This is a genomic window from Larsenimonas rhizosphaerae (genome assembly GCF_023700005.1).
Lineage (GTDB): Bacteria > Pseudomonadota > Gammaproteobacteria > Pseudomonadales > Halomonadaceae > Larsenimonas > Larsenimonas rhizosphaerae.
In genome coordinates this window covers 475,453-489,863 of the sequence record NZ_JAMLJK010000001.1, presented here as the reverse complement: position 1 = coordinate 489,863, position 14,411 = coordinate 475,453, and the positions used below count along the sequence as shown (strand labels likewise).

At 56.8% G+C, this 14,411-nt stretch carries 12 protein-coding genes; 2 read left to right on the top strand and 10 right to left on the bottom strand.

Annotated features, from left to right (window positions below):
* Positions 1 to 16: 16 nt before the first annotated feature.
* From NAT21_RS02165 to rpsB, 10 genes are all read right to left on the bottom strand, one after another.
* On the bottom strand, positions 17 to 529 hold the full coding sequence (locus NAT21_RS02165) for an OmpH/Skp family outer membrane protein (RefSeq protein WP_250935324.1): 513 nt from the start codon (positions 527 to 529) through the stop codon (positions 17 to 19).
* 31 nt (positions 530 to 560) lie between these two features.
* The gene (gene bamA, locus NAT21_RS02160; protein ID WP_250935322.1) at positions 561 to 2,903 is read right to left on the bottom strand and encodes an outer membrane protein assembly factor BamA; all 2,343 of its coding nucleotides are present in this window, start codon (positions 2,901 to 2,903) and stop codon (positions 561 to 563) included.
* 188 nt (positions 2,904 to 3,091) lie between these two features.
* The gene (rseP, locus tag NAT21_RS02155) at positions 3,092 to 4,450 is read right to left on the bottom strand and encodes an RIP metalloprotease RseP (RefSeq protein WP_250935320.1); all 1,359 of its coding nucleotides are present in this window, start codon (positions 4,448 to 4,450) and stop codon (positions 3,092 to 3,094) included.
* A 14-nt stretch (positions 4,451 to 4,464) separates the two neighbouring features.
* Positions 4,465 to 5,649 (bottom strand): 1-deoxy-D-xylulose-5-phosphate reductoisomerase, encoded by a 1,185-nt coding sequence (ispC, locus tag NAT21_RS02150; protein ID WP_250935318.1) that lies wholly within the window; start codon positions 5,647 to 5,649, stop codon positions 4,465 to 4,467.
* Positions 5,650 to 5,653: 4 nt separating this feature from the next.
* Positions 5,654 to 6,451, bottom strand: a complete 798-nt coding sequence (locus NAT21_RS02145) for a phosphatidate cytidylyltransferase (protein ID WP_250935316.1) — start codon at positions 6,449 to 6,451, stop codon at positions 5,654 to 5,656.
* A complete protein-coding gene (gene uppS / locus NAT21_RS02140; protein ID WP_250935315.1) occupies positions 6,444 to 7,190 on the bottom strand; it encodes a polyprenyl diphosphate synthase in 747 nt (248 codons plus the stop codon). The genes NAT21_RS02145 and uppS overlap by 8 nt, the downstream gene beginning before the upstream one ends.
* A 48-nt stretch (positions 7,191 to 7,238) precedes the next feature.
* Positions 7,239 to 7,796 (bottom strand): ribosome recycling factor, encoded by a 558-nt coding sequence (gene frr, locus NAT21_RS02135; RefSeq protein WP_250935314.1) that lies wholly within the window; start codon positions 7,794 to 7,796, stop codon positions 7,239 to 7,241.
* Between the two features lie 4 nt (positions 7,797 to 7,800).
* Positions 7,801 to 8,532 (bottom strand): UMP kinase, encoded by a 732-nt coding sequence (gene pyrH / locus NAT21_RS02130; protein ID WP_250935313.1) that lies wholly within the window; start codon positions 8,530 to 8,532, stop codon positions 7,801 to 7,803.
* A gap of 228 nt (positions 8,533 to 8,760) precedes the next feature.
* Positions 8,761 to 9,633: a translation elongation factor Ts gene (tsf, locus tag NAT21_RS02125; protein WP_250935312.1), complete on the bottom strand. Its 873-nt coding sequence runs from the start codon at positions 9,631 to 9,633 to the stop codon at positions 8,761 to 8,763.
* Between the two features lie 140 nt (positions 9,634 to 9,773).
* Entirely contained in the window at positions 9,774 to 10,514 is a 741-nt protein-coding gene (gene rpsB, locus NAT21_RS02120; RefSeq protein WP_250935311.1) for a 30S ribosomal protein S2, read from the bottom strand.
* Positions 10,515 to 10,799: 285 nt separating this feature from the next.
* Here rpsB and map point away from each other — a divergent pair, with 285 nt between their 5' ends.
* Together map and NAT21_RS02110 are read left to right on the top strand one after the other, a co-directional pair.
* Positions 10,800 to 11,588, top strand: a complete 789-nt coding sequence (gene map / locus NAT21_RS02115) for a type I methionyl aminopeptidase (protein ID WP_250935310.1) — start codon at positions 10,800 to 10,802, stop codon at positions 11,586 to 11,588.
* 68 nt (positions 11,589 to 11,656) lie between these two features.
* Positions 11,657 to 14,344, top strand: coding sequence for a [protein-PII] uridylyltransferase (locus tag NAT21_RS02110; protein ID WP_250935309.1), 2,688 nt, complete (start codon positions 11,657 to 11,659; stop codon positions 14,342 to 14,344).
* Positions 14,345 to 14,411 lie beyond the last annotated feature (67 nt).

The following is a 14,411-nucleotide window of genomic DNA, read 5'->3' as shown; positions in this document are numbered from 1 at the left end:
CCGGCTAACGCCGCACTCAGTTTTGTGAGTTGAAAGCGTTGGTGACTTCCTGGGTAAGATCCAGGGAGTCCTGGGCATAAATCACGCTGTTGCGATCGACCAGCACCTTGACATTGTGTTTGCTGACCACTTGCTGAATGGCCTTGTCCAGCTTTGGCTTGGCCTGCTTGAGAAAGGCCTGCTCCTTTTGACTCCGGGTCTTTTCAAGGGAAGCGCGCTGCTCCTGGAACTGACCGCCCTTCTGACGCAGTTGCTGGATCAGGTTCTGGCGCTCGGAGTCAGACATGACATCGCCGTTTTTCTGCAGTTTTTCCTGCAGGCTCTGCACCTGTTCGCCCAGTGCCTTCACTTGCTGCTGCTGGCTACCCAGCTGATTCTTGAGCTGGTTCATGGAGCGCTGCGCAGAACTGGTATTGAGCAACGCCTGCTGCCAGTCAAGCACAGCCACATCGTCTGCCTGCGCCTGCGCTGCTACACCTACGCTTCCGAGAAGCCCTGTAAGGCACAATGCCACGGTCAATTTACGCATACCACTCTCCTTGAACAATGCTGCCAATCTATCAGAAAGTCTGACCCAGCGAGAACTGGAAAACCTGTGTATCGTCACCATCCTTCTTGTTCAGCGGCTTTGCAACGCTGAAGGTCAAGGGACCTACCGGAGTAATCCAGGACAGGCCGACACCGAAGGAATAGCGGAGATCGCCTACATCAACACCGGAGTCGCACTCGGAGGTCTGTCCGGCAGGCACACTCATGCAGTCCGTCTGATACGTATTGCCCGCATCAATGAACAGGGAGCTTTGCAACTGACGGCGATCTTCTATGAACGGGAACGGGAAGATCATTTCAACCGATCCTTCCACCAGAGCATTGCCCCCCAGGGTGTCATCGTCGCCATCGTTGCGCTCGGTAGTCTTGGCACCAAGCGTATTGCTCTTGTAGCCGCGAACGGATCCCAGACCACCGGAGTAGAAGTTCTCGTAGAACGGATAAACGTCCGTATTGCCGTAGCCATCGGCATACCCGACTTCGGTGCGCAGCTTCAACGCCCACTCTTCACTGGTGGTCAGCGGGAAGAGTTTCTGGCCACGATAGCGGAGCTTGTAGTACTGGGCATCGCTGCCCGGTGTTGAAGCCTCCAGAGACACTCGCTGATAGCTGCCAGCCGTCGGCAGAACGCCTCGGTTAAGGCTGTTGCGCGTCCAGCTGCTGGTCAGCTTGAAGTTGTTGAACGTATCGCCTTCATCATCCAGATACTGGATGATTTCGTAGGGCGAATCATCGTAGGAATCGATGGAGATACGCTCGACACCCAGCCCGAAGTTCAGGCGCGACAGATCACTGATCGGATAGCCGAAATTGATCCCGCCGCCGATGGCATCGGTGGAGTACGTGGAAATATCGGAATCTTCGTAATCGGTCTTGCGGTAATACACGTTATAGCCACGCGAGATCCCGTCCAGCGTCCAGTAGGGATCCGTAAAGCTGAAATTCAGATTGGTATAGTAATCGCTTTTCTGGGCACCAATATCGACCCGGTTACCCGTTCCCAGAAAGTTGCTTTGAGACAGGGACGCGCCATAGATCACACCGGCCGATTGAGAAAAGCCGACACTGGCGGAAATACTGCCTGACGGCTGCTCCTGAACATTATACGTGACGTCCAGCTGATCCGGATGATTGGGAACCGGTCGGGTCTCGACATCGACCTGCTTGAAAAAGCCCAGACGCTGCAGGCGCTCCTGGGAGTCCTTGATATTATCTGTTGAGGCTGGTGCACCCTCAAGCTGTACCAGTTCACGACGCAGCACTTCATCTGCCGTAGTCGTATTTCCCTTGAAGTTGATACGACGTACATAGGCACGACGGCCGGAATTGACAGCGAAAGTCACATCTACCGTATCGCCATCCTCATTGACCTGAGGAACACTATTGACCTTGGCAAAGGCAAACCCCATGGCACCCAGCCGCTGCCGCAGCGCTTCGCTGGACGATGTAAGGCTGGATTGAGAGAACACATCACCCTCGCTGGCAGTCACCAGCTTGCGAGCATCGGCTTCCGGCATGTGAACATCCCCGGCAAACTTGATATCGCCAATGCGATAGCGCTTGCCCTCATCCACATTCACCGTAACAAAGATATTCTCCTTATCGGGGCTGATCGATACCTGCGTCGAGGTAATATTGAAGTTGACGTACCCACGATCAAGATAGTAGTTGCGCAGGTTATCAAGGTCGGCGCTCAGCTTTTCCCGGGAATACTTGTCATCCGAGAACCAGCCCAGAAACCAGCCTGGATGATCTTCCAGCTGAAAAAGGCCGGTCAGCGTCTCGTCATCAAATGCATGGTTACCGACGATATTGATCTGCTTGATCGTCGCGACGGCCCCTTCATTGATGTTGATGTTCACTTCTGCGCGATTATTGGCCTGCTTTTTGACAGAGGTCTTGATCCGCGCACTGTAACGCCCCTGAGCCTGATAGACCCGCTCAAGTTCGCGCTGCATCTCCTCGAGGGTTGAACGCTGCAGTACCTGGCCTTCGGAAATACCGGAATCGGTCAGCCCCTTGCGAAGGTCGTCGGAGGATATGCGTGAATTACCCTCGATATTGATCTTGGCAATGGTGGGGCGCTCAGCCACATTGACAACAAGCACGTTGCCATCACGCGAAAAGCTCACATCATCAAACAGCCCCGTCTTGAACAGATCATGGCCCGCCTGTGAAAGCTCTTTGTCATCCACAACTTCATGGGCAGAAACAGGAAGCGCGTTGAAAACCGTGCCTGCCGACACGCGCTGCAAGCCTTCAACTCGTATATCGGACACTTCAAAACTATCGGCAAAAGCCGCCTGCGCGCTGCCGAGCAGACACGCCATTAACCCCAGGGTTTTTATCTTCATGCCGTCATTTCGCTTCTACTGAATTCCGCCCGCCACCACATGTCGGGTCGATGAGTGCCACCTGAACCGTCACACGGAACAGATGAATCGTATGACCCCTCACTGACAGAGGCTGCCTTGTGAACAGGCACCTTATACACAACACCCCCCTACTGACAAGCACAGGGGGTGGCGGGTAGCGCCGTGAACTAGAGTCGCATTAAATCAAAATAAAAGGCTGTCACCATCAGCAGCCCGATCAACATGAAGCCTATTTTAAGCCCCATGACCTGGATACGTTCAGGAAGCGGCTTGCCGCGAATGGCTTCGGCGATATAAAACAGCAAATGCCCTCCATCAAGGACAGGCACCGGCAGCAGGTTCAACACGCCAAGGCTGATCGACAGGTATGCCAGAAACGAGACAAAGGTTTCAAATCCGGAACGCGCCGAATCACCCGCCACACGAGCAATCGTAATGGGGCCGGAAAGATTTGACGGTGAAATGAGCCCGGTCAGCATCTTGCCAATGGACCCCACGGTCAGCCCGGTCATCTCTCCCGTACGTGTCATGGCCTGCCCCATGGCATCGATCGGACCGTAGCTGACGTTTCGCACGTGAGAAGGCGGCCATGAAAAACGTGCCGCAGAGGCTCCAATGTACCCTGTCTCCTGACCATTTTTCAGCTGTTTGGTTTCAGGAGTCAGCGACAATTTCTTCAATTGTCCATCACGACGTACGGTCAACGCCAGCGGCTCACCGGCGGAGGCGCGAATTCGCGCAACCAGCGCCGGCCAGTCGGCAATGCTATCGCCATCGACCCCCACTACTTCATCACCGGCACTGAGTCCGGAACGCGCTGCCGGGGAATCGTTCAGAACATCACCAATTCGTGCCGGCACCGAGGGGCGCCAGGGCCGGATCCCCAGAGAAGCCAGGGGAGAGGGCGTTTCCTGACCGACCAGATAACCTTCGACCGGAAGCCGGTACTCGCGTGAGGCCCCATCGTTACCAAAGGCCCTGGCTTCCACAACAATATCACCGTCATGACCGATGTCGGACATCAGTTGCAGGCTTACAGCCTGCCATGACGGGGTGGGATGACCATTGATGCGAGTAATTTCAAGATTGGGCGTCATGCCCGCCTCGGCCGCAGACGTTCCGGGGGCAACCTGCCCCACCACCGGCACGATGGCTGTCGTGCCGTACATGAAAATGACCCAGTACGCGATTGCGGCCAGCAGAAAATTGGCCAGTGGCCCGGCTGCCACGATGAACATGCGTTTGTAGACCGACTGGGTATTGAATGCCTCGGCACGCTCATGGGGCGCTACATCTCCTTCACGCTCATCCAGCATGCGCACATAGCCACCCAATGGAATGGCTGCCAGAGCGAATTCCGTACCATGCCGGTCACGACGCATCAGCAGGGGCTTGCCGAACCCTACCGAAAAGCGCAGCACCCGAACGCCACACCGGCGGGCCGCCCAGAAATGACCATATTCATGAATGGTAATCAAAAGCCCCAGCACGACAACTACAGCCAGAATGTTTTCCAGCACGCCCATGACGCTACCTCACCTCAACTGTAGTGTTGCTGCAGAAGCGTTTCTGCCAGCGCTCGTGCCCGGCGATCTTCTTCAACAATGACGTCAAGCGCATCGGCAGGCTGAAAACCGCCTGTCGCCAGCACACGAGCCACCAGATCACTGATACCCAGAAAGGACAAACGCCCGTTCAGGAAGGCATCGACAGCCACCTCATTGGCGGCATTCAGCACTGCCGGCGCCGTCCCGCCCTCACGCATGGCCGATGCCGCCAGAGCCAGGCAAGGAAAGCGTTCCGTATCCGGGCGCTCGAAATCAAGCCGGCCTATCTCGAACAGGTCGAGCGGGCCAACGCCGGCATCCACTCGTTCCGGCCATGCCAGACCATAAGCGATCGGCGTACGCATGTCCGGATTGCCGAGCTGGGCCAGCACAGACCCATCGGTGTAGGCCACCATGGAATGAATGACACTCTGGGGATGAACAACCACCTGCACCTGATCCACCGACGCATTGAACAACCAGCAGGCTTCGATCAGCTCCAGCCCCTTGTTCATGAGCGTCGCACTGTCCACGGATATCTTCCGCCCCATGGACCAGTTGGGATGAGCACAAGCCTGCTCCGGTGTCACCTGAGCCAGATCTTCCCGCACCAACCCTCGGAAAGGACCGCCTGACGCCGTAAGAAGCAACTGACGAACACCGAGAGGGGCCAGTCCCTCCCGATGATGGGCTGGCAGGCATTGATAAATTGCATTGTGCTCGGAATCGATTGGTAGAAGCGTGGCACCGTAACGACGCACCTCTGCCATGAAAAGCGCACCGGACATGACGAGCGCCTCCTTGTTGGCCAGCAGAATACGCTTTCCGGCTCGCACGGCAGCCAGTGTCGGTACCAGCCCTGCCGCACCGACGATAGCAGCCATCACGGCATCTACTTCGGGTGCGCGGGCAATATCACATAACGCTTCCACCCCGGAACGCGCCTCGGTATCGAGCCCCTCCTCACGCAGGCGCTCGGATAACCAGGCCGCATCCTCCTCGCGGGCAAGCACTGCCACTCTGGGTGCAAACTGGCGGCACAAGGCTAGCAATGCATCGCGGCGGCTCCCGGCAGACAGGGCAAAAACCTCATAGCGATCCGGATGACGAGCAATCACATCCATGGTGCTACTGCCAATCGACCCCGTAGCCCCCAGCACTGTAATCTGCTGCTTCATGGCGTCAGCTCACCCAAGGCGCAAGAAGCGCAAACAGGGGAATAGCCGCTGTCAGGCTATCGATGCGGTCCAGAAGACCACCGTGGCCCGGCAGCAGGTTGCCCGAATCCTTCACACCGCGATGACGCTTCAACATGCTTTCCAGCAGATCGCCCACCACGGAAGAAAGGGCCACTATCAGGGAGATCGTAACAAGCCAAAGTGCTCCCCCCAACCCGATCTGCTGAAAGCCGGCCATGATCAGCGCCAGCACTACCGTCATGGCCAGACCACCGTATACACCAGCCCAGGACTTGCCCGGACTGACCCGTGGTGCCAGCTTGCGGTTACCAAAGGCACGGCCCGCAAAATAGGCACCAACATCTGCGCCCCAGACTACAAAAAGCACATAAAACAGCCACCAGGGAGTTTCACGCAACTGCATGAACCCTACCCAGCAGGGAAGCAGAATGAAAAAGCCCAGAATGTAACGTCGAGTCTGGCCCTGCCACTGCTCCCGTGCCTGCGGATAACGCGCGACCCAGTAAAGTGCCAGCATCCAGCAGACCAGCGACAGCAGCAACGGCCAGGTGGCCTGAGCCGAAGCAGTCACCCACAGGAGCACCAGCCCCGCCAGCAAAAGCCCGACATAACCGGCCTTTTCCTTCGACGACTCGGCGCCGGCGAGGTTGGCCCACTCCCATCCGGAAGCCAGAACGATCAGCCCCACAAAACAGGCATAGGCCCCGCCATCAAGCCCGAACAACAGGACCAGCGCCAGGGGTGCGATTACCAGGGCAGTCAGTACACGTTGCTTAAGCACGCTCTACCTCGATCTGGTCATCTGTCATTCCAAAACGGCGATGACGGTGGGCATAGGACTCAATGGCCTCATCGAAGGCATCACCATCGAAGTCGGGCCAGAACAGTGGCGAAAAATAAAACTCGGCATAAGCCAGCTGCCACAGCAGGAAATTACTGATGCGCTGCTCGCCGCTGGTACGGATGCATAAATCCACTTCAGGCACATCGTGAAGACACATTTCCCGCTCAAGGCGGTTTTCATCAATGTCATCGGCCAGCAGCTCACCGTCTGCAACCTGCTGGGCCAGCCGGCGCGCTGCCTGAGTAATGTCCCATCGGCCACCGTAATTGGCAGCAATGATCAGGTGAAGCCCGGTGTTGTTGCACGTCCGGCGCTCACCGCGCTCAATGGCCTTTTGCAGCGACTTCGGCAACCGTTCCCGCTCACCGATAATACTCAGCCGTACATTGTGGCGATGCAGCTTGCCGATTTCACGACGTAGAGCCAGTACGAACAACTCCATCAGTCCGGAAATTTCGTCGGCTGGCCGCCGCCAGTTTTCACTTGAAAAGGCAAACAGGGTAACTGCCTTGACGCCCCGCTCGCTGGCACGACGAACCACGTGGCGTACGGATTCGACGCCAGCGTAGTGCCCACGGAGGCCTGACAGACCGTGAGCCTTGGCCCAGCGGTTGTTTCCATCCATGATTACAGCGACGTGGCGCGGCAAGGTGTGGTGCGTTAGCGATGACGTCATGAGAACTCACATTGCAGCACCGGCGGGAGATTTTCCCGCCGATTCAATTCATACTTGCATCAGATCGTGTTCTTTCTGTTCCAGCAGCTTATCGATTTCAGCGATAAATCCGTCTGTCAGCTTCTGGATCTCATCTTCGGTCTGACGCTCTTCGTCTTCCGAAATTTCCTTTTGCTTGAGCAGTGCCTTCACATCACTGTTGGCATCACGGCGCACATTACGCACCGCTACGCGGGCCTGCTCCGCTTCAGCCCGAGCCTGACGCGTGTAATTCTTGCGGGTTTCTTCCGTCAATGCCGGCATCGGCACACGAATGACGGTACCGTTGGTCGCCGGATTAAGCCCCAGATCCGAAGTCATGATGGCCTTCTCGACCTTCTGCACCATGCTTTTTTCCCACGGCACTACTGCCAGCGTACGCGCATCTTCCACGTTCACATTGGCCACCTGGGAAATCGGCATTTCAGAACCGTAATAATCCACCCGGACAGCATCAAGAATGCTGGGGTGGGCGCGACCGGTACGGATCTTGGAGAATGCGCTCTGAAGCGACTCCGTACTCTTCTGCATGCGTGACTTTGCGTCTTTCTTGATCTCGTTAATCACTGACTCATCCTTTATCTATCAGCGTGCCTTCATCAGAACCCACTACCAGGTTCAGCAGGGCTCCGGGCTTGTTCGTATCAAATACTCGGACCGGCATTTCATGATCACGTACCAGGCAGATGGCCGTCAGGTCCATTACACCCAGCTTTTGATCAAGTACCTGATCATAGCTCAGACGCTCGTAACGGACGGCATCCGGATGCTTGACCGGGTCCTTGTCGTAGACACCGTCAACCTTTGTAGCCTTCACTACTACATCGGCATCAATCTCGATACCTCGAAGGCAGGCTGCAGAATCCGTGGTGAAAAACGGATTACCTGTGCCGGCGGAGAAGATAACGACATCACCACCGGTAAGGTAGCGGATAGCCGTACGGCGATCGTAATGCTCTACCACACCACTCATTGGAATGGCCGACATGACACGCGAGCGAATATTGGAACGCTCAAGCGAGTCACGCATGGCAAGTGCGTTCATGACGGTGGCCAGCATCCCCATGTGATCTCCGGTGACCCGCTCCATGCCGGCAGCATGAAGGGCCGCACCGCGAAACAGGTTGCCGCCGCCGATCACCAGCCCCACCTGAACACCGATACCAACCAGCTGGCCGATTTCGAGGGCCATACGGTCGAGCACCTTGGGATCAATACCGAAATCCTGATCACCGCTCAGGGCTTCACCGGACAGCTTGAGCAATACGCGCTTGTACTTGGCTCTACGTTCATTGGGGGGCATGCAACACTCCTGGGAGGTAAAATACGTGCAAATTGGCTACCACACTGACAAGGCCCTGAACCGCCGCAGGCAATCCCGCCGGCAGGGCCGGACAGTCTGCCGAGGCACACGCTCGGGCATCAGCCTACATCCTGAAGCCACTATCGGCCAGTCAGATGGCGGTCATTTTGATATGCGAAAGCCGCGCATGGCCAGGCCACGTCGCGGCTTTCAAAACAGTCTGTCGCCTTAGCTGCGACGAGCCTGTTCCATGACTTCCTTGGCGAAGTCAACTTCTTCCTTCTCGATACCTTCACCGACTTCATAACGCACGAAGCTCAATACTTCGCCACCGTTGGAAGCCTTGGCAAATTCAGCCACGGTCTGGTTCGGATCCTTGACGAACGGCTGATTGATCAGGCTGTTCTCGGCCAGGTACTTCTTCAGACGGCCCTGAACCATTTTCTCGGCAATTTCAGACGGCTTACCAGCCATGTCCGGCTGCGCCAGAATGACGGCCTTCTCCTGATCCAGCTGCTCCTGAGGCATATTCTCGGGGCGGGCTACCGCAGGATTGATCGCCGCAACGTGCATGGCGATGTCATGAGCTGCATTCTGCGTACCGCCCTGCAGAGTGACCACCGCACCGATACGGCCGCCGTGTACGTAGGCACCCAGAATACCACCTTCCGGCGCTTCGACGATTTCAACACGACGAACAGAGATGTTCTCGCCGATCTTCTGGACCAGCTGATTGCGCGCTTCTTCCAGCTCGCCTTCCATCAGGGCAGCCACGTCAGTATGACGTGTAGCAAAGGCCTTGTCGGCAACCTTGCTGGTGAAACCCTGGAAGTTTTCGTCACGTGCAACGAAGTCGGTTTCGGAGTTGACTTCGATCATGACGGCCAGGCTGGCGTCGTCGGCAACGCGAGTAATGATCGCACCTTCAGCGGCAACACGACCCGCTTTCTTGGCAGACTTGAGACCTGCATTCTTGCGCAGGTTGTCAATCGCCAGCTCAATATCACCATCGGCCTCGGTCAGAGCCTTCTTGCATTCCATCATGCCAAGACCGGTGCGCTCACGCAGTTCCTTGACCAGAGATGCGCTGATAGCTGCCATATCCAGATCCTCTCGTTGATCGCAATGATCATGATTATCGGCCAGGGCGCACACACGGGCGCCCGGACCTGAAATTAATGTTTTTTCGCATCACACACTGCCCGCGCCGACTCACGGCCACAGGCAGTGCCTGACAGGACTTACTCTGCGGAAGCTTCCGGAGCGTCTTCAACGACTTCAACAAACTCGTCATTACCAGCCTGATCCTGCTTGGATTTACCACAGGCATCGGCAATGGCGCGCACATAGATCTGCAGCGCGCGGATGGAGTCATCATTACCCGGGATCACGTAATCAACGCCATCCGGGTTGGAGTTGGTGTCGACTACACCGATAACCGGGATACCCAGCTTGTTTGCTTCATTGATCGCGATGCGCTCGTGATCAACGTCGATAACAAACATGGCGTCCGGCAAACCACCCATTTCCTTGATACCACCGATGGAACGCTCAAGCTTTTCCTGCTCGCGCGTAGCCATCAGGACTTCCTTCTTGGTCAGCTTCTCGAAGGTACCATCTTCATGCATGGTTTCGAGTTCGCGCAGACGCTTGATGGACTGACGGATGGTCTTGTAGTTGGTCAGCATGCCGCCGAGCCAACGATGGTTCACGAACGGCTGACTGACGCGGTTCGCTTCTTCCTTGATGATCTTACTGGCAGCACGCTTGGTACCCACGAACAGGATCTTGTTGTTGCTGGACACCAGCTTCTCGACCACGGCAGTCGCTTCATTCAGCGCCGGCAGGGTGTGCTCGAGGTTGATGATGTGGATCTTGTTACGAGCGCCGAAGATATACTTGCCCATCTTCGGGTTCCAGTATTTGGTCTGGTGACCAAAGTGAGCACCGGCTTTCAGCAGATCACGCATTGAAACTGACATAGGATTCTCCAGAATCGGGTTATGCCTCCACGCCCCCCATCGACCCGACCGCAGGGCGGCACCCTGGGCGATGTGCCGGAGCGTGTGTGTCGTTTTGGATAGTTGATTGACTCGCCTGCCTATCGTCTGACCCGTGGCCATCAATTTGCAGGAAAGCGCGCGGGTTTATACCATATAATGCATTCAAGTTGAAGAAATGCCTTGCCACAGGCAGGTATAATTCCATCGATTCGCTGCCCGGCCATGAAACCCACCGGGCCCTGTTGCCCTTACCACCGAGTCCCCATGTCCATCCCGATCAATACCCCTGACGATATCGAAAAACTGAAAATTGCCGGACGCTGCGCCGCCAAGGTGCTCGAGATGATCGAGCAGCACGTACGTCCGGGCATATCCACCGGTGAGCTCGACAAGCTGTGTCAGGATTATATCGAGCAGGACCTTGAGTGCATCTCGGCCACCATCGGTTACCATGGTTACCAGCACTCCACCTGCATCTCGCTCAACCATGTCGTGTGTCACGGCATCCCCGACTTCAACAAGAAACTGAAGAAAGGTGACATCTTCAATATCGATGTGACCGTCATCAAGGATGGTTATTACGGTGATACCAGCCGCATGTTTCATGTCGGCGACAACATCAAGGGCGAGCGCCTATCCCGTGTCACACAGGAATGCCTTTACAAGGCACTCGAGGTCGTCCGCCCAGGCACGAAGCTTTCCGATATCGGCCGCGTGATTCAACAGCATGCCGAAAGCAACGGATACAGTGTTGTGCGCGATTTCTGCGGGCATGGCATCGGCAAGAACTTTCACGAAGAGCCTCAGGTATTGCATTATGATGGCTATGACCGACATAACGATGCCGTGCTTGAAGAAGGCATGTGCCTGACCATCGAGCCGATGATCAATGCAGGCGCATGGCCTACCAAGGTACTCAAGGATGGCTGGACAGCCGTCACGCGCGACAAGAGCCTTTCCGCACAGTTCGAGCACACGCTGGTGGTCAGCAGAAACGGCGTCATCGTTACTACCGTTCGCGAGGATGAAGACCTGTCCTTTTTGGCAGAATAAATACCGGCGGCATCACATGATGCCGCATCGGATCAAGACCTATCGTGCGTCACGCCGAGAGCCGAACCATGCTATTGCATCATTACCGCTTTGTTCCCGACCCGACACTGTTTGATATCGGGGAGTTCGAACAGGCACTGAACGACGCACGCCATCCGGTCCCCCTGTTCAAGCAGGCACTGCGTGACATCACGGCCCGACTGGACGAGCGGTTCATGGCTGGCGCAGACATACGGGACCTGATCCACGGTCGAGCATGGTGCCTGGACCAGTTACTGCGCATTGCCTGGCAGCGCCAGCACTGGCCGAGCAAGGCTGTAGCCCTGCTGGCTGTTGGGGGTTACGGGCGCGGAGAACTGCACCCCCACTCCGACATCGATCTGTTGATGCTGCTCGAAGAGGACGACGACACTCCCTTTCGCGAGCCCCTGTCGGACTTCATTACCTTTCTTTGGGATATCGGACTCGACATCGGCCACAGCGTCCGGTCACTGAACGACTGCGAACGCGAAGCCCGTGATGACGTTACCGTCATTACCAACCTGCTCGAGACGCGCACCATTGCCGGCAATGACGGCTTGCGTGGCATGATGAAGGAACGCATCGGCCCGGACATCATCTGGCCCAGCCCGGCCTTTTTTGAAGCCAAGTGGCAGGAACAGATCAGCCGCCACTACAAATTCAACAATTCCGAATACCACCTTGAACCCAATATCAAAAGCTCGCCAGGCGGGCTTCGCGACATTCAAATGGTCGGCTGGGTCGCCAAGCGGCATTTCGGCGCCCGGCTGTACGAGGAAATTGTCGAACGGGGCTTCATGGTGGACACCGACCTGCGCATCCTGAGCCAGGGTCAGGCCTTTTTATGGCAGGTGCGTTACGCATTGCACATGCTGGCAGGCCGAGCAGAGGACCGGCTGCTGTTTGATCATCAGCGCGCCATCGCCGAATTCTTCGGCTACCAGGATACCGAGGAACACCTTGCGGTCGAGCAGTTCATGCGCCGTTATTACCGCATTGTCACCACCCTGGTAGAGCTCAACGACATGCTGCTGCAGCATTTCGAAGAGCGCATTCTTCGCGCTGGTGAGGCCCCGAGCATCACCCCCATCAATAACCGGTTTGAAATCCGCGATGGCTATATTCAGGCCCGTGACGCGCATGTCTTTACGCGCCGCCCTTCGGCGCTGCTCGAACTGTTTCTGTTGATGGCCCAGCACCCTGACATTGAAGGTGTACGTGCTGAAACGATTCGACTGATACGCGACCACCGCCACCTGATCGATGATGCCTTCCGCAACGATGTTCGCCATCAAAGCCTTTTCATGGAGCTCTTGCGCGCTCGGGGCAATGTGCCACTTCAGCTGACCCGCATGGCGCGTTACGGCATTCTGGGCAAATACCTGCCGGAATTCGGGCATGCCGTCGGCCTGATGCAGCATGACCTGTTCCACATCTATACCGTGGATGCCCACACCCTGCGCCTGCTGGAAGGCATACAGCGCTTTCGAGAATCCCGCAGGGATGAGCAATTTCCGCTGGCCGCCGCCCTGATGCATCAACTGCCTCGCCACGACATCCTGTGGATTGCCGGCCTGTTTCATGATGTGGCCAAGGGGCGTGGAGGCGATCATTCCCTGCTTGGCGCCGAAGATGCCCGCAATTTCTGTGCACGCCACGGTATCAGCGCTCGGGATACCCAACTGATCAGCTGGCTGGTGACTCACCATCTACTGATGTCCAAGACCGCCCAGAAGCGCGACATCACCGACCCGGAAGTGATCCGCGAATTCGCCGGGCAAATGCATAACGAGCTTCAGCTGGATTATCTCTATGTGCTGACGGTCGCAGATATCAGCGCCACCAACACCTCGCTGTGGAATGGCTGGCGCGCATCACTGATGCGTCAACTTCATACCGAAACGAAACGGGCCCTGCGCCGAGGCCTTCAGAACCCACTGGACCGGCAGGAATGGGTCAATGAAACCCGCGAGGAAGCTCATGCCCTACTGGCCGGCATGAATGCACCGCTCGACCAGGTGGACAGGTTATGGCACACCCTGGGCGATGAATACTTCCTGCAGTACAGCCCCAGCGAAGTGGCCTGGCACACACTGGGCATACTCGAATCCAACTATCAGGTCATGCCGCTGATTCTGATCAGCGCGCCGACCGAGGACATGGCGGACGGTGGCACCAAGGTGTTCATCCACACGCGCTCGGTCAACAACCTGTTTGCGGCAACCGCAGCAGCCATCGAGCAGCTGGGCCTGTCTATTCACGATGCCCGCATCGCCACCTCCAGCAACCAATGGACACTCAACACCTTCATCCTGCTGGATGAGCAGGGCGAACCCATACGAGACCCCGGCCGCTTGAGAGGCATTCACGAGCACCTGGTCGAGGAACTGGATGACCCGGACGATTATCCGCGCATCGTGGCGCGCCATACACCGCGCCAGCTCAAGCACTTCCGGGTGCCCACCCGGGTACATATCGAACAGGACGATGCCAATGACCGCACCGTGCTGGAATTGATTACCGCAGACCGCCCGGGCCTGCTGGCGCGCATTGGCCGTATTTTCATGGAGCAGGGCATTGCCCTGTCCGGCGCCAAGATTGCCACGCTGGGCGAGCGTGTCGAAGATATCTTCTTCATTATTGATCAGCAGGGCCAGGCCATCACCGATCGCACCAGGCTTGATGAGCTCAGCACTCATCTATGCGATGTACTCAATACCGAAGCCGGTCTTTGAGCCGGCGACCCATCCGCATTTGAGCAAGTTGCCCGGCCCGCTTATAATCGGGCGCCTTGTACCTCGG

Coding starts and splice junctions, on each gene's coding strand:
- NAT21_RS02165 (WP_250935324.1), bottom strand. CDS start 529: ATGCGTAAATTGACCGTGGCATTGTGCCTTACAGGGCTTCTCGGAAGC.
- bamA (WP_250935322.1), bottom strand. CDS start 2,903: ATGAAGATAAAAACCCTGGGGTTAATGGCGTGTCTGCTCGGCAGCGCG.
- rseP (WP_250935320.1), bottom strand. CDS start 4,450: ATGGGCGTGCTGGAAAACATTCTGGCTGTAGTTGTCGTGCTGGGGCTT.
- ispC (WP_250935318.1), bottom strand. CDS start 5,649: ATGAAGCAGCAGATTACAGTGCTGGGGGCTACGGGGTCGATTGGCAGT.
- uppS (WP_250935315.1), bottom strand. CDS start 7,190: ATGACGTCATCGCTAACGCACCACACCTTGCCGCGCCACGTCGCTGTA.
- pyrH (WP_250935313.1), bottom strand. CDS start 8,532: ATGCCCCCCAATGAACGTAGAGCCAAGTACAAGCGCGTATTGCTCAAG.
- tsf (WP_250935312.1), bottom strand. CDS start 9,633: ATGGCAGCTATCAGCGCATCTCTGGTCAAGGAACTGCGTGAGCGCACC.
- rpsB (WP_250935311.1), bottom strand. CDS start 10,514: ATGTCAGTTTCAATGCGTGATCTGCTGAAAGCCGGTGCTCACTTTGGT.
- map (WP_250935310.1), top strand. CDS start 10,800: ATGTCCATCCCGATCAATACCCCTGACGATATCGAAAAACTGAAAATT.
- NAT21_RS02110 (WP_250935309.1), top strand. CDS start 11,657: ATGCTATTGCATCATTACCGCTTTGTTCCCGACCCGACACTGTTTGAT.